The organism is Agathobaculum sp. Marseille-P7918, from assembly GCF_964248325.1.
In the GTDB taxonomy this organism is placed as follows: Bacteria; Bacillota; Clostridia; order Oscillospirales; family Butyricicoccaceae; genus Agathobaculum.
In genome coordinates, this window is the sequence record NZ_CAXTXI010000001.1 from 250,440 (window position 1) to 270,099 (window position 19,660).

19 protein-coding genes are annotated in these 19,660 nt (G+C 52.8%); 1 reads left to right on the top strand and 18 read right to left on the bottom strand.

Translation table 11 applies throughout. The features are described 5' to 3' along the window. Window positions 1–4: 4 nt before the first annotated feature. From ACESSO_RS01175 to ACESSO_RS01200, 6 genes are all read right to left on the bottom strand, one after another. Window positions 5–118 carry an S-layer homology domain-containing protein gene (locus ACESSO_RS01175; protein WP_373163217.1) on the bottom strand — a complete coding sequence of 38 codons (114 nt, stop codon included), beginning with the start codon at window positions 116–118 and terminating at the stop codon, window positions 5–7. Beyond that, window positions 100–3,855, bottom strand: coding sequence for a chitobiase/beta-hexosaminidase C-terminal domain-containing protein (locus ACESSO_RS01180; protein ID WP_373163218.1), 3,756 nt, complete (start codon window positions 3,853–3,855; stop codon window positions 100–102). The genes ACESSO_RS01175 and ACESSO_RS01180 overlap by 19 nt, the downstream gene beginning before the upstream one ends. A gap of 27 nt (window positions 3,856–3,882) precedes the next feature. Then, window positions 3,883–4,392, bottom strand: a complete 510-nt coding sequence (locus ACESSO_RS01185) for a deoxyuridine 5'-triphosphate nucleotidohydrolase (RefSeq protein WP_373163220.1) — start codon at window positions 4,390–4,392, stop codon at window positions 3,883–3,885. 29 nt (window positions 4,393–4,421) lie between these two features. After that, window positions 4,422–4,907, bottom strand: coding sequence for an anaerobic ribonucleoside-triphosphate reductase activating protein (nrdG, locus tag ACESSO_RS01190; protein WP_373163614.1), 486 nt, complete (start codon window positions 4,905–4,907; stop codon window positions 4,422–4,424). Beyond that, window positions 4,907–7,027 carry an anaerobic ribonucleoside-triphosphate reductase gene (gene nrdD, locus ACESSO_RS01195; protein WP_373163221.1) on the bottom strand — a complete coding sequence of 707 codons (2,121 nt, stop codon included), beginning with the start codon at window positions 7,025–7,027 and terminating at the stop codon, window positions 4,907–4,909. The genes nrdG and nrdD overlap by 1 nt, the downstream gene beginning before the upstream one ends. 142 nt (window positions 7,028–7,169) lie before the next feature. After that, window positions 7,170–7,340 (bottom strand): hypothetical protein, encoded by a 171-nt coding sequence (locus ACESSO_RS01200; RefSeq protein ID WP_373163222.1) that lies wholly within the window; start codon window positions 7,338–7,340, stop codon window positions 7,170–7,172. Between the two features lie 109 nt (window positions 7,341–7,449). Between ACESSO_RS01200 and ACESSO_RS01205 the strand changes: the two genes are divergently transcribed. Next, window positions 7,450–9,027: a recombinase family protein gene (locus ACESSO_RS01205; protein WP_373163223.1), complete on the top strand. Its 1,578-nt coding sequence runs from the start codon at window positions 7,450–7,452 to the stop codon at window positions 9,025–9,027. A gap of 2 nt (window positions 9,028–9,029) precedes the next feature. Here ACESSO_RS01205 and ACESSO_RS01210 read toward each other — a convergent pair whose 3' ends face one another. From ACESSO_RS01210 to ACESSO_RS01265, 12 genes are all read right to left on the bottom strand, one after another. Then, complete coding sequence (locus tag ACESSO_RS01210) at window positions 9,030–9,305, bottom strand: hypothetical protein (protein WP_373163224.1); 276 nt, start codon at window positions 9,303–9,305, stop codon at window positions 9,030–9,032. 66 nt (window positions 9,306–9,371) lie between these two features. Then, entirely contained in the window at window positions 9,372–10,574 is a 1,203-nt protein-coding gene (locus ACESSO_RS01215) for an SAM-dependent methyltransferase (protein ID WP_373163225.1), read from the bottom strand. 107 nt (window positions 10,575–10,681) lie between these two features. Next, window positions 10,682–11,245 carry an ATP-binding cassette domain-containing protein gene (locus ACESSO_RS01220; protein ID WP_373163226.1) on the bottom strand — a complete coding sequence of 188 codons (564 nt, stop codon included), beginning with the start codon at window positions 11,243–11,245 and terminating at the stop codon, window positions 10,682–10,684. Beyond that, the gene (locus ACESSO_RS01225) at window positions 11,242–12,009 is read right to left on the bottom strand and encodes an ABC transporter permease (RefSeq protein ID WP_373163227.1); all 768 of its coding nucleotides are present in this window, start codon (window positions 12,007–12,009) and stop codon (window positions 11,242–11,244) included. Before ACESSO_RS01225 ends, ACESSO_RS01220 begins: the two co-directional genes overlap by 4 nt. Further along, the gene (locus ACESSO_RS01230; RefSeq protein ID WP_373163228.1) at window positions 11,984–13,009 is read right to left on the bottom strand and encodes an ABC transporter substrate-binding protein; all 1,026 of its coding nucleotides are present in this window, start codon (window positions 13,007–13,009) and stop codon (window positions 11,984–11,986) included. Before ACESSO_RS01230 ends, ACESSO_RS01225 begins: the two co-directional genes overlap by 26 nt. A 13-nt stretch (window positions 13,010–13,022) precedes the next feature. Next, entirely contained in the window at window positions 13,023–13,259 is a 237-nt protein-coding gene (locus ACESSO_RS01235) for a TM1266 family iron-only hydrogenase system putative regulator (protein ID WP_373163229.1), read from the bottom strand. 322 nt (window positions 13,260–13,581) lie between these two features. Further along, window positions 13,582–15,285: a recombinase family protein gene (locus ACESSO_RS01240; RefSeq protein WP_373163230.1), complete on the bottom strand. Its 1,704-nt coding sequence runs from the start codon at window positions 15,283–15,285 to the stop codon at window positions 13,582–13,584. 116 nt (window positions 15,286–15,401) lie between these two features. Further along, window positions 15,402–15,545 (bottom strand): hypothetical protein, encoded by a 144-nt coding sequence (locus ACESSO_RS01245; protein ID WP_373163231.1) that lies wholly within the window; start codon window positions 15,543–15,545, stop codon window positions 15,402–15,404. Between the two features lie 215 nt (window positions 15,546–15,760). Further along, complete coding sequence (locus tag ACESSO_RS01250; protein WP_373163232.1) at window positions 15,761–16,849, bottom strand: DUF871 domain-containing protein; 1,089 nt, start codon at window positions 16,847–16,849, stop codon at window positions 15,761–15,763. Window positions 16,850–16,899: 50 nt separating this feature from the next. Next, entirely contained in the window at window positions 16,900–17,769 is an 870-nt protein-coding gene (locus tag ACESSO_RS01255) for a YitT family protein (protein ID WP_373163233.1), read from the bottom strand. Beyond that, window positions 17,766–18,500, bottom strand: coding sequence for a copper homeostasis protein CutC (locus ACESSO_RS01260; protein ID WP_373163234.1), 735 nt, complete (start codon window positions 18,498–18,500; stop codon window positions 17,766–17,768). The genes ACESSO_RS01255 and ACESSO_RS01260 overlap by 4 nt, the downstream gene beginning before the upstream one ends. Window positions 18,501–18,519: 19 nt before the next feature. Next, a complete protein-coding gene (locus ACESSO_RS01265; protein ID WP_373163235.1) occupies window positions 18,520–19,659 on the bottom strand; it encodes a Sapep family Mn(2+)-dependent dipeptidase in 1,140 nt (379 codons plus the stop codon). Between the last annotated feature and the right edge of the window lies 1 nt (window position 19,660).

Below are 19,660 nucleotides of genomic sequence, written 5' to 3' on the forward strand. Positions count from 1 at the left end.
CCGGTTATGCCATAGATTGGATAAACCGTTGCAGGATCGCCGCAACCTGTGCGCGAGTGGCCTGCTCCTGCGGTTCAAGAGTGGTGCTTGTCGTGCCGGTCAGCAGGCCCTCCTGCACCGCCCACGCGCATAAGCGCTGACCTGTACGCCATCGGTATACGCATCCAACGCACCGTTGGCAGACGGACTACCCGCATAGCGGTACAGCATGGCGGCCAGTTGTTCCCGGGTCAAGCTCGCCTGCATATCCGAGCCGTCTGAAACGCCGTTCTGCATAGCCCACTGACGGCCCGCGTCATACCAGTTTGCGCCGACCGACGTGTCAACGCCGTCCAGACGCGCCAGAACCGTGACAATCATGGCGCGGTCCATCGCCTCCTCTGGGGCAAAGGTTGCCGCTCCGGTGCCGGAAAAAATTTCCCTGCCGGTTACATAGTCAACCGCAGCTGCACCCCAATAACTTGCAGGCACATCCGTATACTGCTTGGTATTGTTCACAATACGGACAGTGTCGCCATCCTTTATTGTAACAGCAATGCCGTTTTCCGTCAGCTGCGTCTGCATCATCACCTGTTCGCTGCCGTCGCTCTTGATAAGAACCGCTACCGTCCCCATCGTTACATCCTTGACGGGAAGCTCCACCTTAACTGTGCTGCTGTCCGGCAGGTTCACTGTCACGACAGGCGCGCTCGCACGGTTCGCAGTCGCCGAAACCGCAGGCATAGGCAGCGCGACCATACCGCCCTTTTGTGCCGCGTCCGCGGTACTCTGACTGGTCAGCGTAACTTTACCGGACGTATGCCCATCCGGTTTTGTTACTGTCACAGAGCCCGATCCATCCTTGTTGTTCACCGTAGTGGTTGTTTCACCGGCAGGTGTCTTAACCGTCTCGGTCTTGTTGCCTGCCGCGTCGGTTGCCGTTGTTGTAGTGGTGCCGTCCTTCTTGGTCTCTACAACCGACTGAGAACCGTCCGGATGCTTGGTGGTCTGGGTAGTCGAACCATCCGTTTTGGTGATGGTCGTGGTGGTCGATCCGTCCGGATGAGTCACGGTTTCCGTCTTATTACCAGAGGAAGAACTGCTGCCGCCCGAAGACGTACCACCAGTGGATCCGCCACCCGAAGTGCCGGGCAGAGCAATTTCGTAGTCCAGCGTGACTGCCGCGCTGTCCAGAAGGCCCGCTGTAACCGCAACCGCTCGAATGCGCGTTTTCACCGATTGTCCCGCAATACCATTGACCGCAATGGGCGCGGTATATCGGATTCCGGTTGTCGCCGACGGTTCGCTGCCGTCGAGCGTGTAATAGATAACAGCATCAGAAGTTGCAGATGTCAATACCACCGTCTGATTTGTCTCATATCGTCCGGGAGCAGGCTGCGCTGTGGGCGCAGCGGTCTGAGGTACCGAAGACGCCGCGGAAACGGTCACATCAATCTGAACCGTAAGCGGAACACCGCCCGCTTCCACACCGCCCGGCAGTATGACCTCTCCCTGCAAACGGAAAATTTGTTCGGCGGCCAGCTCCGGCTGGTAGCTGGTGCCGTCGGTCGGAACACGTGTCCATACAACATCAGCCTTGCGGGTCTGTCCGTCGCTGGTTTTGATATCAACCTGCTTCGGCAGCGGCAAGCCCTCCAATGCCGTGCCGTTCGGCACGGTAATCGGTGCAGGCGGAATGATAGATTGCAGCTGGATGGGCTGCGAAGACGTTGCCGGGAATGTCATACGCACGGACAGGGTACCATCCGGCTGTGCGCTAACCTGCGCCGGTTGACCATTGATGGTAACAGAAACAGAAGATGCAAAGGCATAGCCGGATTCCGCCGTCAAGGTCAAACTGGCTGTATAAGCAATGTCAAACGCTGCCGCATTATCATTAGGCGACCATGCAACACTGGATGCAGTCACACCGGCAGTCTCCACAGTTACCGTGGTATCCAGCGGCTGTCCGGCAATCGGAGCATCCAGATCGGTCAGAGAAACAGCAGAAATCTCCTGCGGTGCAACAGACAAGCCGCTGACCTCTACCTCATACGAGATGGTATAGTCAAATGCTACCGCTTCAAAACGATAGGTACCGTTTTCCAGCGAGTCGGTCGGTTTGGTTGCACTGCCACTGTTGGGGGACTGTGCCAGTGTCCACTGCAAGTTGTATTCCCCGACTGGAACGGGGGCCAGGCTTCCGGTATTCCCATAAAACTGCATCACTACCGTGGGCTGCTGCATCCCGTTCAGCAGGTCCTGCACGGTCTGTCCATCCTGCGCAGCAAAGCTGCCCGTTGCCGGTGCGGTCGGCTCGGCAACCAGATAAGCGGTTGCAATTTTTCCGCTGGCAACATAGCGCACATGAGGTGCTTTGAGCGGCGTATTGCCCGCAATAACAGAAGAACCACCCATTGGCTGCGTGGAACTGGCAAACTGTACATTGCCCCCCAACGTCAAGGAACCATTGTTTTCAACTACTTTTGTCTCACTACCGCTCAGCTTGACCGCCGTAAACCGTCCCGAATTGATAATCGAAGCCGAATCGCCCGCTTCGATACGAAAAACCGGTGCGGTCGTTCCCGTAATTGCACAAGGAGAGGAAACGTTGCCGCCGGTCTGGCCATTTAGGTCAAGTGTGACGCCATCCTTCAGCGTGATGGTGCTGTCCACCTGCACAGAATTTTGCAGAATCACCCTATCGCCCGATTCGGCATTCTGCATGGCCGCATCCAGCGTATCGTATGCCGTAGGGTTTCCATCACCCTTATCCAGCATTACATCGCCGCTTGCACTGGGGTCGCGCGCCTCGGAAGCCAGCGTCGGATACGTAAATTTATGCTCCTTATAGGCCGGAGACTTCGCAGTCGAAGAATCATGGTTTTTCCCAAAGGTCTCAAAACCCGGCAGATTCTTTTCAGTAACCGTATTGCTGCCAACCAGAAAATAGACCTGACGCGCCGGAAGCGTGGAAGCACTGGGGTCATCCCAAGTCGGGTCAAGCGCATACCATTGTTCCTGGCCGGTACCGTCGTTGAGCTTCACATAATTCCACGCATGCTGCTCACCATTGGGCTGATTATTGGTATTATAAGCCCAGCCCTCAATGTAGGCATTTTCCATGCCGAACGCATCGAGCAATACTTTCATGGCTGTCGCATAGCCATAGCAAACTGGGTCATCGCCTGTGGTGGCTGCGTTGTTATCGCTCAAGAGACCGCTGGCCGCACAGCGGGAAAAATTGCCGGCGCCAAGTCCCTGCGCGTTATATACATTATTTTGGGCCATCCAGTCGTTGAGATACTTGAGTGTTGCAAGCTCGTCAAGCGCTGTAGAAGGCACGTTTTGCTTAATTTCATCGACTTTATCGTTCAGCCTGTCCCGGTAATCCTGCAAATTACCCGTGGTAAATCCATCATAGAAAAAGGATTCGCCGGGCGTTTTGCATGACAGCACATAGACTTCATTTCCATCCCCATCTATAGAGGGATTGCCTTCCGCCCAAACCAGCTTTGAGCTGTCCACCCAGAAAAATTCGGGATGATCACGGAACACGGCAAAAACAGGTTTGCCGCTAATGGAATACCCGGAATCCTTTGGAATAGTCACCTGTACGCCCGACGGGTCCGTGTCGTTGCGGGTCAATTCCTCAATCTGGTCAACGATGGCATCATAGACCGCCTTCTCGTTGTCATTAAGCTGCGTATACAAATATTCGCCCGGCTCTGCTGCACGCGCTGTGCGCGCGACTGCAACCGTACCATATAGCGGAGCTGCAGCATATGCGGGAACCGTGCTGGCGCACAGCAGACAGCCTGCCAGAGCGATACAGCCGATGGTTTTCCCAACCTGTGATGGATGTAGTCTTTTCATGAAAGCCTCCTCTATCCTGCCTTTTTCTTATTTTGTCGTGCTTCCGAATCCGCCCTCTCGGCATCCGTCCGCATCGTCATCCTGCGTGATACCGAACGGCAGGAAGATGCCTTGTGCAAAGCCTTCACCCGCAGCAACCGAGAGGTTTCTGCCCTGTCGGTTCTGGTTGGTCATCTTGACAAAGATATGCCCTCCATTTTTGGCATTGAAATAATCGCTGTCAATGATACCGACCGTATTGTCCATTTGCAGGCAATACTTAAAGCCCAATCCGGAACGCGGATAGAGCTGCAGCACCCAGCCCTCCTTGATTTCCACACGGATACCAGTCGGGATCAGGATGGTTTCGTGCGGCACGAGAGAAAATGTCTCCGGTGCAAAAAAGTCATAACCTGCGGAGCCGACCGTCGCACGACGCGGCAGGCGAATCTTCTCATAGACCGCTTTTGCCTCGCTCGTGCTGCTTCCGGTTGCGCTGCACCAATCCGTGAGAAACTGCTGTTCTGATACCTTGTGAAATTTTGCAACCTTTTGCATGATATATCCGCCTTCCTTATCCATACTTTTTACAGTAAAACAACTTCCTGTGACGCGCGGGTACGCCCAACGTCGATCACGCGCTGGTTGGCGCTGCCGCGCCAATGCAGCTGAGAATCCGCCTGCGCCTGCACAAATCGTCCGTCCACGACCACATCCACGTTTTCCAGCAGCGGCAGGTCCTGAATTTCCTCCCAAGTGTAGCCGGTATACAGCCAGATGGTCTTGTCCGGAAAGCGCTGCCGGATGCGGGCGCACAACGCCCCCACATCCGCGCGGTTCGCCGGGAACAGCGGATCGCCGCCCGAAAGCGTCACACCCGACACATAATCTTTGCCAAGCTCCGCAAACAGCTCGTCCTCCGCGTCGCTGTCGAACGGCAGGCCGCTGTCCGCATCCCACGTCACGGGATTATGGCAGCCCGGACAAGCATGTCCGCAGCCAGCCACCCACAGCACGACGCGCAGGCCCTCTCCGTTGAGCATATCGTCTTTGGTTATGTTGTGATAGCGCATCACATGCTTTTCCTTTCTGCAATCTCCGCCATTTTGGCGTCGTTCAAGCGCGTATCGCCTTTGACACGCGAATAGGACAGGTATCCATTCATGCGGTCAATCTTGGTCAGATTGCGGCTGCCGCACTTGGGACAAACGTCCATCGACAGCTCTTCATGTCCGCAGTCGTCGCAGTACGCCAGCGACAGATTGACGCCTTCGTAAAAGCCCATGCGCATCGCGCGGCGCACCAGCGAGCGAATGGCCTCCAGATTGTAGTCGATGGGGTACTTGACATACTGAATCTTGCCGCCGTTGCACAGGTTCCAGAACCGGCCCTCCAAATCCTGCTTTTCAATGGGAGTCAGGTCCTCGGTAACGTGACAGTGGAAGCTGTTGGAGACATACGGACGGTCGGACACACCCTCGATGATACCGTATTTGCGGCGGAACTGCTCGACCTGCAAGCCGCACAGACTCTCGGCCGGTGTGCCGTAGATGGCGTACAAATTGCCGTCCTCTTCCTTAAACTGATTGACCTTCTGGTTGATGTATTCGAGCGTATCGAGCGCAAACTGTCCGTCCTCAACCAGCGACTTGCCGTTATACAGCTCCTGCAATTCGTTGAGCGCCGTAATGCCGAACGACGCGGTCGCGGTTTTCATAATGGGCTTAATCTTGTCCGACGGCTTGAGATGACCGCCGTAGAAGCCGCCCTCACAATAGGCCAGCGGATTGGTGGACGCACGCATCTCACCGAGGTATGCATAGGTGCGGATATGCAGGCGACGAATCAGCTCGAGGTAGTAATCCAGCACCTCGTGGAAATCACGGTTTTCCTGCTGCGCCTTGGCATAAATCATCGGCAGGTGCAGCGACACCGCACCGATGTTCCACCGACCGATAAAGACCGGCTTGTCCTCCTCATCTGCAGGCTTCATCCCGCCGCGCTCATACCACGGAGACAGGAATGCACGGCAACCCATCGGACTGATGATAGCACCGTACTTCTTATACATCGAAGGCACATAGCCCTCGCCCGTCAGGCTGAGCCAGTCCGGATACATCGCCTTGGACGAGCACTCGATGCCTGCCTCAAACACGTCCTCTAGTTCCTTGCCCGGTCCATGCAGGTTTTCATCGTACAGGAACACGATTTTAGGGAACAGTACGGGCTTTTTCTGGCCCTTCTTGCCCTGTCCCTTGCGGCGAACGTTCAGCATCGTAATAGACGCGAGCTTTGCAAACCGACCCGTGCCGGTGCCCATGGTCATGGTGATGAACGGATAGTCACCGCGGCTGGACGCAACGGTGTTGAACTTGTACTCCCAGCCCTGGAAACCTTGCTCAAAGTCGTTCAGAATGTCGGCCATGACCTCTTTTTCGACCGTCTCGGCATCCAGACCCAGACGGCTGTATTTTTCGGTCAGCATCTTGTAGCTGCGCTCGGCGTACGGCTCAAGCAGCAGGTCGACCGACGGCACAGTAAAGCCGCCGTATTGCTGGCTGGCCGCGGACAGCACGATGTCGCCGATGACGTCAAAGGCAACATTGAGTGTCTTAGGTTCATTATACCACAGATTACCCATTTCGAAGCCATCTTTCAGCACATGCTGTACGTCAAACAGACAGCAGTTCATGGTATCGCGGCGTGCGGACATATCATGGACATAGATATAGCCGTCTCGGCATGCCTGCAATTCCTCGGTGTTCATAAAGAACTTCTGATATAGCTCCTTGTTGAGCTGGTTGAAAATCAGGCTGCGCTTGGTGGACACGAGCGCAGAGTCCGTATTGGAGTTCTCCTTATCGCCGATGTACATAATCGACTGGCTCTTTTTGTACACGCTGTCCAGCATGCCGACAAAGTCCTGCTTGTAGTTGCGATAATCGCGGTAGCTTTTGGCGACCTCAGGGCGCACAGATTCCAGCGCAGCTTCGACGATGTTGTGCATCTGCCAAATCTGTACCTCGCTCATGCCATGGTCACGGATGTAACCCTCTACGTGATCGCAGATTGCCCGCAGCTCTTCATCGGTAAACGTATACAGCACACGATTTGCGGACTTATTGACCGCAATGACCACTTTTTGAATATTAAATGCCTCTTTTGTATTATCTTTTTTAATTACTCGAACCATTATTTTTCCTCACTCATGCTATTTGGTGTAGGCTTTCATTATAGCACACCATATGTAGTGTGAAAAGAGAAAAAACTGAACAAAAAGAATAAACGCAATTTGACGGATTTTGACGCGGTGACATGCATTTCCAGCTCCTGTTTTATTTTTCCGTTTCCTGCCGTTTGATTTGCGCACCCAGCGCAATTTCATATGCCGCGCGCCACATGTGCTCCTCGCGGCGCTTTTTTTCCTCGGGCGATATGCCGCGGTAAGCGTCGTCGCAAACGGAAACCGTACCGTGTGCATAGTGATAAGTCGCAGCAACAGCCATGCTGACCGCCTCCTTCGCCGTATCCTATGCGCCCGCGAGACTCCGACATGTCATTTTTTACATGCGCTATCGATAGGATGTTAATAAATCCCTGTAAGGAGCTGGTTCCATGCCCACGCAATACTGCATCTATCTGCGCAAATCCCGTCAGGACCTCGAAGCGGAAGCGCGCGGCGAAGGCGACACACTCGCCCGCCACCGCCGAACGCTTACCGAACTGGCTGAAGCGCGCGGCCTGCCGGTTGGGGCAATTTATGAAGAGGTTGTTTCGGGCGACACCATTGCCGCACGCCCGCAGATGCAGCGGCTGCTGCAAGAGGTCGAAGCCGGACAGTGGTGTGGTGTCATCGTTATGGAAATTGAACGTCTGGCGCGTGGTGACAGCATTGACCAAGGCATTGTCGCGCGCGCTTTCAAATACTCAGAAACCCGCATCATCACGCCATTCAAAACCTTTGACCCCAACAACGAATACGACGAGGAGTATTTTGAGTTTGGGCTTTTCATGTCCCGCCGCGAATATAAAACCATCCGCCGCCGTCTGAACGCTGGTGTGCAGGCCGCACGGCGCGAGGGCAAATACACCGCCGGACAACCGCCTTTCGGCTATCGCAAAATCAAGCTCAAGGGCGAAAAGGGCGGTTCACTCGAACCCGACCCACAAACCGCCCCCATTGTGCAGAACATATTTCACTGGTTCGTGCATGAAGATATGTGCATTTCCCAAATCAAAAAGCGGCTTAACCGGCTGCTGGCTCCGCCGCCGGGTACACGCAATCAGTGGACCGACCGCCGCGTGTCCCTCCTGCTGCACAATCCGCACTATGCAGGCTATACCACCAGCACCCGCCGACCAACACGCAAAGAGGTGGTCGACGGCCGTCTCAAGGTCGTTCGTCTGACCGCCAAGGACGTGCAGCTATACGAGGGGCGGCACGAAGCGCTTGTCTCCCGCGAAGACTGGCACCATGCACAGGAAATCCTCGCAAGTCATCCTGCGCCCCCGGTCCCTGCCGGAAAGGGACAGAAAAACGCCTTCACCGGCCTGATCGTCTGCGGCTTATGCGGCCGCAAGATGCAGCGCAACTGCGTTTCCACCAAGCAAACCGTTCCGCGCGAGCCGCTGATTTTCTGTATTTCCCGTTCTGCCTGTCCGACCATTTCGCACCGCTATGACGAAATCGAACGCATGGTGCTCGACACGCTGCGCATCTGGCTGGCCGGCTATTCGCCCGACAGCAGTTCCCTCCCCTGTCAGGATGATGCTGCGCCGCTGCGTGCCTCACTCCATCTGCTGGACAAACGTCTGTCCGAGTTGGACATACGCATAGACCGTGCTTTTGAACTGGTCGAGACTGGGGTGTACACCTCCGCATTATACCTCGAACGCAAAAACGCGCTCGATGCCGAGCGCGCCTCGCTCCTCCGTCAGCAAACCGAAATACAGACCGAACTGAAACAACTGGAACACGAAAACGCACGCCGCCGCGCCTTTGCGCCCCGACTGCAGCATGTTCTTGACGCCTACGAGCAGGCAGAGAGTGCCCGTGAGCAGAACCAATTGCTCAAAACCGTTATTGACAAAATCGTCTACACAAAAACGGTTCGCGTCACCGCAAACTCCCCCGGTAATCTGCATCTGCAAATTTATCCGCTGCTGCCGCCATCGTCTGCCTCGATGTGGTAACCTCACAAGCCGCGTTTAAACTGAACGTGTTCCACGTCGATCTTCACACACAGCAGCTCAGCTGCGCGCGGCTTGACCGAAGCGATGCCGCCGGCGTTGAGCAGTTCCTGCGCATCGCGGCACAGATACACGCGGATGTCGCGCAGGCACTCCTTGCTGCGGCAGGAATCATAAACCTTCTTGGTGTGAACGCAGACCGCCTCGCGGAAACCGCCAGCGGTGCCGTTATTGTTATTACTGCCGCAGATCGGACCGGGGCAGCAGACTTTTTCAGCCATGTATATTACCTCCAAATATTGATTGAAGAGACTTCATTACCAGTTTATTCAGAGGTAATCTTGGTGTTACAAAATCAGATCTTCGTCTGTGACAAAGAATTCCGCGTCCATTTCGGCGCAGCGCCGGTCAAGCTCCGAGGTTGTCCCGACCGCCTGCCGTACTGCGTCGTATTCCTTACGGGCACGCGGATTGTCTCGTCCGGTGCGTACCGCGCGGATGAGCAGGTTTTTCGGCGTGTCGAGCGGCGAGATATACTCTACCACCGATACCTTATATCCTTCCGCTTCGAGTTTGAGCGCGCGCATGCTGTCGGTCAGCACATCGTTAAAGCGCGCCTTAAATACGCCGAATTTGGTCAACGGCTCGAGTCCCGGCAACGTATACTGGTCGAGCAGCTCCTTATGGCAGCAAGGCACGCACGCGATATACTTCGCGCGGGCGCGGATGGCCGTTGCCAGTGCCAGATCGGTCGCAATATCACAGGCATGCAATGAAATCACCGCCGTTACACCCTTAGGCGGCTGATAAGTGCGTAGGTCGGCGCACTGGAACACCATGTTATGATATCCCAGCCGCTTAGCCATCGCGCGGCTCTCGTCGATGACATGTTCGTTGATATCCACACCGATCACGCGGCAGCGGTGGCGCAGCACCTCATGCAGATAATAGTTCATGACAAAGCTGAGATAGGATTTGCCGCAGGCGCAGTCGAGCAGCACGATTTCCTCGCTGTCGTCCTGCTCGAACATGGGCGCGACCAGCTCCACATAATGGTCAATCTGGTTGTACTTGCGGATCATGTCGTTTTTCAACTTGCCATCCGCGGTCAGAATGCCGATTTCGCGCAGCAGCGCTGCAGCGCGGTCAACGCGAATCAGATACTGCCGTCCCGGGTCGAGCAAGGGGTTGGCGGCCGCCGCTTTCTCTTCCGTCGTCGCCTGCCGCTCCGCCTGCTTCATCTGCACCCCGCGCGGCGTGACCGAAAGTGTCACCACCGATCCGCGCTCAGTGTAAGTCAGTACTGCTTCATCAAATTTCTCTGCCTGCTCGGCAAAAAACGTACAGAAACCATCCGCATCCACCGTGCGTTCTGCGCCCTGAAAGCGCAGCCGATAGTCCTCACCCTCACGCGTCAGTTTCGCTTCAAACTTTTTCTTTCCCGAAGTAAATGCACCGACCGCCTGCACAAAAAAATCCCGGTTTTTGGTCAGTCGTGCCGAAATACCGCTGAGCAGCAGCTTGAGTTTTGCCGCTTCTCCCTTTTGCATTTTATATCACAACCTTTACGCATGCTATCTTATCATATTTCCCCGCCCTTTGGCAAACCTTTGCTGCACAATACTGCAAAACGGCCGCCCCTTCGGGCGGCCGTCTGTCATTTATTTAAATCCAGTATCTGAAAGCCGCACAGCAGGTCGTCCGTGCCATGCGACACGATCACTAGTGTGCGTTCTGCCCGATGCTGTTCAATCACTGTCATCGCTTGCCGCTGGGTTTCCTCATCCAGACCCGCGAACGGCTCATCCAGCACAAGCACGTCGCCCTCGGCGGCCAATGCGCGCGCCAGCGCAACACGGCGGCGCATGCCGCCGGACAGCGTTCGCACCGGCTGGTCGATTGCGTCCTCAGGCAACAACTTGCATAGAATCCTGTGCACACGCGCAGCATCCGCGCACACCAGCGACACATTCCCTATCGCGCTCCAATGCTCGACCAGACGGTCCTCCTGAAACACTGGCAGAAACTGCAGCCCTTCCCGACCCGTGATGCAGCCGGCATCCGGCGTTTCCAAGCCCATCAGCAGCCGCAGCAGCGTGGTTTTACCAATGCCGGACGCGCCTCGCACCTGCCATCGTTCTCCTGGCGCGATACGCCAGTGAACGCTTCGCAGCACAGTCTTGCCATCAAACAATTTGCTCACTCCATGAAATTCTATCATACGGCGGCACCCCATTTCTTCTGTAAGGCTGCGGCAGCATATACCAGCAGCTTTTCCAGCAGCAGACTGAGCGCGATGATAGTCAGCGACCATGCAAACAAGTCGGCCGTGTTAAGATACAGTTTGGACAGATAGAGCTGCTCTCCGATTGACCAGCGTGGCAGACCAATGATTTCGCCCGCAACGCCCGCCTTGAGCGCCATGCCGACCGAAACCCGGCACGCGCCCAGCACATACGGCACCACAGCGGGCAGGTATACTGCGCGAAGCCGTTTACCGCGGGACAGTGCAAACACACGCGCCATTTCCAGCATTTTTATATCCACGCTGGCCAGTCCCTGCTGCAAATTGATGTACACAACAGGAAACACGACAAAAAACGCCGTTAAAACCGAAATCCATGCCGACCGCACCCAAATGAGCGCCACCACAACAAAGCAGGCCACCGGCACGCTTTTCATGATCTGCACCGCAGGCTCCATCAGCACACGCGCAAGCGCCGCCCGATGAGACAGAACGGCGAGCAGGCATCCCAGCGCAAACGCCAACACAAAACCGCCCGCAATTTTTCCGATGGAATACCCAATCGAAAGCCAGAAATCCGCAGTGCCAATCATGGAAAACAGGCTCTGCACAGTTTGTGCAGGGCCTGCAAACAACAGCTTAGGCAGGGCAAGCGATACCGCCTGCCACAGCCCCAGCCAAAACACCGCCGCCGCGATGACGCGAACCCAGCGTTTATCCCAGATAGTAGAAGCCTTCATCCGGCAGCTTTCCTCCCACGGCATCCGGCGCTACCTCATACAGCATTTCCAGATAACCGGAAACCCATGTTTTCATCTCCTCGCCGGTCGTTGCCACCATAGGATTGAAGTTCTCGATCACCTGCTGTGCAACCGCCGCCTTGACGATGCCGTATTGCTCGATCAGCGCCGCCGCATCCGCCGGCTTTTCCTCCGCCGCCGCGACCGACGCCTGATGATCCTGTACAAACTGCGCAACTGCCGCCGGATGCTCCTTGGCGAATTCCGTGCGTACCACGGTCACGCCGGTCGCAATGCCGCTGCCGTCCGGGCTGTATTCCTTCCAAGCGTTTTCCAGCGGGAAGTTCATCGAAAGCTCCTGATCCTGCAGCATTGCCACCGTGGCAAACGGCTGCGGCAGAATACCGACTGCGGACGCATCCTGCGCCAGCGCGGAAACAACCTCGGTCGCCTCGGCCTTAAATTCAATGGTCAGATCGCTTTCGCTCATACCCGCTTTACCGAGCAGATATTGCAGCGTCCAGTCCGGCGAAGTGCCCTTGCCGGTCATATAAACGGTCTTGCCCTTCAGACCACTCAGGTCAGTAAGCGCTTCATCATGCGAAACCACATACAGCACGTTGCCCGCATTGACGTCCAGCACCTGCACGCCGCCCTCGGTCTTTTGGTAAAGCGTTGCGGCCAGATTGGTCGGAATCAGGGCGATATCCACTTCCCCCTTGCCGATGAGCGGCACAATTTCATCGCCCGAGGTGTACAGGTCAAACGAATAATGCGCGTCCTCTCCCTCATTCTCACTCATCAGGCAAACCAGTCCCATTGCGGTCGGGCCTTTGAGCGCGGCCACGCGCGTGGTCAGGCCCTCTTCATAACCCGGCTCTACCGCAGATTGCTGCGTCTGCTGCTCCTGACCGTCTGTCGTATTGTTCTGCTGCCCGCAGCCTGTGAGCAGCGAGAACGAAGCCGCTACCGCCAACAAACCTGCCAAAAATCGTTTCATACTTTTCTACTCCTTACTTCGCCATCATAGATTTGACCTGCACGTTTTTCAGACGTCCGAGCTTGCCGGACAGCGCATTGATCGTATCATTGGCGCCCTCCATCACAACCGTGATGATCGAGCATCCCTCACGCGGAATACCCATACGCCCGATGATATGCTCGCCGTACTCATGCAGCAGACTGTTTACCTCTGCGCTAGCCTCTCGATCGGATACGACGATTCCCAAAACGGCAATGCGCTTTTCCATAAAAACTCTCCTTTTCGCAAAAATGCGTCCTGCAAAACGATGCAGGACGCAAAATGACCTCATTCCGGTTCTTTCATCGCAGACCATATCTTTGACAGCAGATCATATAGATTTCGTAGAGGCTTACCCGTCAGCTCTGCTTCCGGGAAAGGGTATCTACTGTTTTAGTATATCTATTCGGCAGGGATCTGTCAATATGCGGCTGCCGTTCAAAAGCAGACGGGGAGGACGCCCCTAAAGTAGGCTCCTCCCCGTCTTTTGTCACATCAGCACTTGCGCTGGAAGGACTTGCAATCGGTCTATTATTAGAATTTGCGCGGGGTCAAATGGCTTCTTTGACCTTTTCCGCCAGCATAATATCCGGCATAAATTTATATTGAATCTTAATTTGCTGGCCGCACGAACCATAACAGGCTCGGCGCAACTTCTTTCCCTTGGGCAATTCATAATGGGATATTTCAATCCGTTCAACGAATTCCTCAAGCACTTCGCGCGTTAACTTCTGAATCGGCTGTTTGCCGACCAATCCATTTACAAATCGACTGAAATCCAGCGGCGCATCGAGATGTCCTAACTCTTTTTCCATCTGTTCAATTTGTTTGCTGCGCGCTTCAATATTTTGATTGTACTGCTTGAGCATACTATCGAGTGCGCTCTGACCCAGCAGCCCTTCCACACTCTTGGATATGGCGGCGGTAATGCTCTGCACATCTCGCTCGTTTTTCCGCTTTAAATCTGCAATTCTTTTTTTCAGAGTCTCGGTTTCTGTCTCTCCCGCCATGCTGGCAGTCAAGCATTCGACCAACCTTTTACGCTCGGACTGTGTCATGGAAAGATAATAATTGAGCCGCTCCGTAACCACGGTGATCAGATCATCATACGGGATACTGTGACTTTGGCACCCTTTGGCGCCAAAACGAATGTTGGTGCCGCATCGCAGTCCGCGCACCTCACTACCATCCCGCTCGGAAAACTTTTTTGTGATCGTCATAGCAGCACCACAGGTATCGCAGAACACAAAACCGGAAAACATGTTTCGGAATGTCCCCTTTGTCGCTCTCGCGTTTTTTACCTGCTGACATCGTTCAAAGAGTTCTCTGCTGACAAGCGGTTCATGGGTATTCGGGGTCACCAGCCAGTCCGATTTCGGGCGATATTCACTGATCTTCTTCTTAAAGTTTTTTCGCCTTGTCTTGCCGAGAATCGTATCGCCAAGATACACGCGATTGTTGAGAATTACATAGATCGTACTTTTATCCCACCCGGATTGAATGGACGGAGCGCTGAGCGTAACATGCCTATTTTTCCGTCCGTCATGCGGATTGAGCCAGCCTCTCACCGCGGACGGCGTTGGAATGCCCTCATCGTTGAAAACCCGGCAAATCTCCTTTGGCTTTACCCCCTCAGCATAGAGAGAAAAAATACGCTTCACAACCCAATCGCATCTGTCATCCGGTATCAGATGCATATTGTCGGCTGGATCTTTTCGATATCCATATGGCGCGCGGGTACAATACTCTCCGCGCTCACGCTTGACCTGCAACGCATGTGTAACCTTCTTCGAAGTGTCTCGGGAACTCATCTCATTGAACAGATTTTTGAATGGGACGATGATATCATACTCTTTCAGCGTATCGACATTATCATCCACCGCCACATATCGAATTCCAAGCTGCGGAAAAACCTCTTCAATAAAACGATCCGCTTCAATGTGATCACGAGAAAGACGAGACAAGTCTTTCGTGAGAAACATGTTGCACTGTCCAGATTCGAGGACGCTCAACGCTTGCTGAAAGCCGTCGCGATCTGTATTCAAGCCGGACCGGCCATCATCCACAAATTCCCCGACCAGTGTGATTCCGTTTGCTTCGCAATAATTTCTGACGATGGCGCGCTGATTCTCGATACTTTCGCTTTCGCCATATTTTAAATCTTCCTTGGACAGTCGATAGTATCCGATTGCAATGTACCGCTGCAATGCAGTTGCATACGACATAGATTGCTGAATAATGTTGTTATTCTGCATTTTGCCTCCTTACCAAAACACAGAACAGAACCATTCTACACCATTCAGTATAGCATAGTTCTGTCCGGAATCAATGGTTTATCATGGCTCAGGCTTGCTATCCTCAGCCCAAAGGCTTAATGCGTGGCTGCATACGATTCTTTCACTTTTCTGGAATAATACTGAAATAATGCATCGGCCGCCGACCGTTCCTTCGTAAATTCTTCCACAATCACATAATTTCCGCATGTTGCGGCAGTTGCTTTGGTATTGGTCAGCATAAGATCACTCCTTCACATAGAGTTTATCCAATTTATGGACTAAATATATCTTTCTTGTTTTTCTTTTCTTGTGTTGCTATCCAAAGACTTGTTGACTGAATGTATATAAAAACAGGCCTTCGATGACAAAATCATCGAAGGCCTGTTTCTTTATTCATCAGAAAGATACATACCGTCCACTATCGCGCACTATGAGAAAAAGTTATAACCAAAACTCATAGAATAAAACCAAATTCGTATTCCGGCTTGACCAAATCCAGCAAAATTTGTTCTTCTTCCGGAATCACACCAACCAAATTACGCTCTCCGTCATTGGGGATATCACACAGGACGATCTCCAATTCTCCACGATAATGCTTCAAATTATCATTGACCACGACGACATCTCCACGTGTGAAAAACGGTTTGGCTGCCGGTCGGTGTGCAATCGTAACATCACGGCAGTCCAATCTGGGCAGCGAAGAGCGAATCATGTAATCCGATACATCTCCGCGGGCAAAATGACGATAGCCCGAAAGAATGTGCTTTTCCTGCTCCGTTGCATCCTCGCAAACATCAATTTTCATCGTAATGCGATTTCTATCCACCCGCGACATCGCTTTCAGCTCATCCTCTGTGGCAAAGCAGTTTCCAATTAAAATATCATCAATCTGCTCGGTCGCCAGCAAATGCCGTACCTGCAAATCGATAGGAAGATTGCGATGCATCTCACAAGTCGGCAATCCTGCGCTGACCGGCCACGGCCCAAACGTATTTTGATTATGGCTTGACACAAATGCCGCCGTATGGAATCCATCCTTCTTATATTTGTTTGTCAGATAGGAGAACCGCTCAAAACCCAAACCTGTATATTTCTGCGGATAAAAATTGTGACAGGTGATGACATTGTGACGGTTTGCACCGCGCTCCACCAACAAATTCAAATCCATATTCTGTGAGGCGTTAAACTCAATCCGAATGTTGTATGGATTCCGCGTAATGGCAATGTCCTCGACTTCGCCAAAGTGACCATCCAATCGAATGATATCAACCCCCATATCTGCAAACACTTTCAAGTCCAACGGAGTTGCGCCCAGTTTGGCGAAAATTTCAGGATTGGTATCCACCGCAACTTCAAAATTATACTTATGCGCTCTGGACATAAAGTCAGTGAAGGTGGCGATAATCTCTTCTTTTTCACCTTTACCCGATAACAGGCAGGTAAAAATACGCTGAAATCCGTATTTGGCTGCCAACGCCATGTACGCATCGTCTTTTTCGGGAGTGCTGTGCTGAGGATAGAGGGAAATACCAAATTTATGCATAACAGATTTCTTCCTTTCGGTTTGCAAAACGGGTTGATAAAAAACAATAGTTAATCAATCGGTTTCTGATAAAAACCGCCGTAAAATTTTTCGGTCGGCAATACGTTGATAATAACATGCGGGTCAGCTTCCCGCATCAATGCTACAATGTCCCGCACTTCATAAGTCGATACCACCGTGTGCAGCAGGCTGAGTTTTCCTTTTCCATAGCCGCCGTATCCGTTGAGCACAGACATACCATGCCGATACTGCCGCATATAGGTGTTAATCAATCGATTAGGCTCTCTGGTCGTGATTTGCAGCGTCACACGTTTATAGCGATTATCAAAGGTCTCTATCGTCTTGGTTGTCAGAAATTGAAACAGAATCGAATAGCCCGCATAGACCCATCCAAACAGCCAACCAAAAATGCACAACATTGAGCAGTTGAATAAAAATACCAATTGCCAAATGGATTTGCCGCATTTGGTAGACACATAAAGCGCAATAAAGTCAGTTCCGGCGGTTGAAGCGTTGCCTTTCAGTGCAATCACAATGGCCATGCCATACAAAAAGCCGCCAAAACAGATATTCAAGAAAACATCGTCAAAAAGCGGCTGAAAATTGGCAAATCGCAGAATAAAGCTGGCGAAAAAGACCTGCATCAGCGAAAAAACAACAAACTTATTTCCTATATGTCGAAAACAGAATGCGGCAACCGGAATATTCAGCGCTATCATTCCCAGCGAAGTGGGAAAGCTCATTCCAAACAGTTCTGCAATCCGGTCAATCAAAACGGCAACTCCAGTAAAACCGCTGGACAATATTTGCGCTGGCGTCAAAAACACCTGCATGGTGAATGCCTGCAGAAATGCCGATGCCAGCACAGCCACGAAAGAAATGACATAACGCCCTATCTTTCTGTTTTCAATCACTTTCATGCCAAAACTTCTTTCAATTTTGCCACCAATTCCTGACTGACTACATCATAGCAATTCTCATGCGGTGCAGCTGCAAATGCATAACTCACCTGTTCTCCGCTTGTCGTGGGGTCTGTCTGCCAGTCTTTGCACGAAGAATGCGCCTGAGAAACTCCGGTGTATTCCATCAGTTCACGCACATTAGATGCGTTCACACCACTTCCGGCCAACAATTCTATCCTACTTCCGTATTTCTCCTGCAGAGCACGAATGAGGTCTTTTCCCCCCATTGCTTTTTCTGCCAGACCGCTGGTCAATACACGGTCAACGCCTAATTCAATCAACGTTTCGATTGATTCATGCGGATTGCTCACACAATCAAACGCGCGATGAAATACCGCTTCTCCACCATACTGATGAATCAGCTTGACCATTTTTTCGGTTTCCTTTACATCAATCTCGGCATTTTCGGTCAAAAAACCAAAGGCAATGCCGTGACTGCCACGGGATAACAGTTCTTCCGCTTCTGCAAACATCTGTGTTTTTTCATCTGGTGTATAGCAGAATCCTGCGCCGCGCGGCCGAACCATGCAGATGACCTTTACCTTAGTATCGCGCAGCACCAAAGACAGGCAAGCTGCCGTTGGTGTCAGTCCGCCCAAATGCAGTGCCGAATTGAGTTCGATACGCTCCGCACCTCCACGATATGCATTCAATGCATCTTCATAACTGCCGCAGCAAATCTCAAGCATAAAATCCCTTCCTTTGCTCTCACAATGCCAGATAATACAGACTTAACGCATAAATTTTGGCATTGGTCAAAATATCCTGCTCGTTCATCCATTCATTGGGTTGATGTCCAATACCTTTTTGTCCGGGGAACGAAGGGCCAAACGGTACAATATTCGGCATTAGCTTGGCGTATGTGCCGCCGGTCGTTGTAACCGGCGTGCCATCTTGACCAGTTACACGCTCATATGTATACCGCAGTGTATCCACCAGCCGGCAATCCTTTTCAAATCGGACGGGGTCAAAATTGCTGACCAATCGAACAATACTGTTCGGCAGTGTCTGCCGCAGCTGCTCCAGCAGGCCGTTTACCGTGCATCCCGCCGGATAGCTGATAGAAAACTGTATAGCTGGGCCTTGATCGGTCTGATTCATGCGATAATTACGCACCTCTAAGCTGCCAAACTCCTCATCCCGAAACGCAATTCCCAACCGTTCACCATTGTTATTTGCATTGAGAATATATTCATTCATCAGCACAAACAGCGCTTGATGGTCAGGAACGATGATTTCTACGACCGCACGGCCACGCTCGGCATAAACCACCGGATATTTGCAATCAGGTGTAAATCCCATGACCGGCGGCTGCTCTTTTGTTAAATAGTACTTTAAATCTTCGAATCCGCTTTCCTCATCGCATCCGAACACAATACGCACTTCTCGTCTGAGCGGCAACCCTAATTCCTTGAGGGCATATAATGCATACAGACAAGATAAGATAGGGCCTTTGTTATCCAGTACGCCGCGGCTATAAATCACGCCATCCTGACGAAAGCCGGAAAACGGCGGCTGCCGCCACCCGGTACCTGCCGGCACGACATCCAAATGTCCAATCGCACCGACATACCCCTGTAAATCAACCGTTCCAGGTGCCCGATAAGCTGCATACCCCATGTAATGATCTACATCCACTGTCTCGAAGCCCAATCTGTCTGCCAGTGCCAGCGCCGCATCCAAGGCATCACGCACACCTACGCCAAACGGTGCGTCCTGCGCCGCCTGTGTTTCCGTGCTGTCAATCTGCACCATGTCTACAATGCTGTCCAAGAGCTGTGCGCCCAGCTCCTCTACCTTGTGCACAATCTGCTGCTCCAGCTGCACATTTTTCTGCTGTTCCATCATA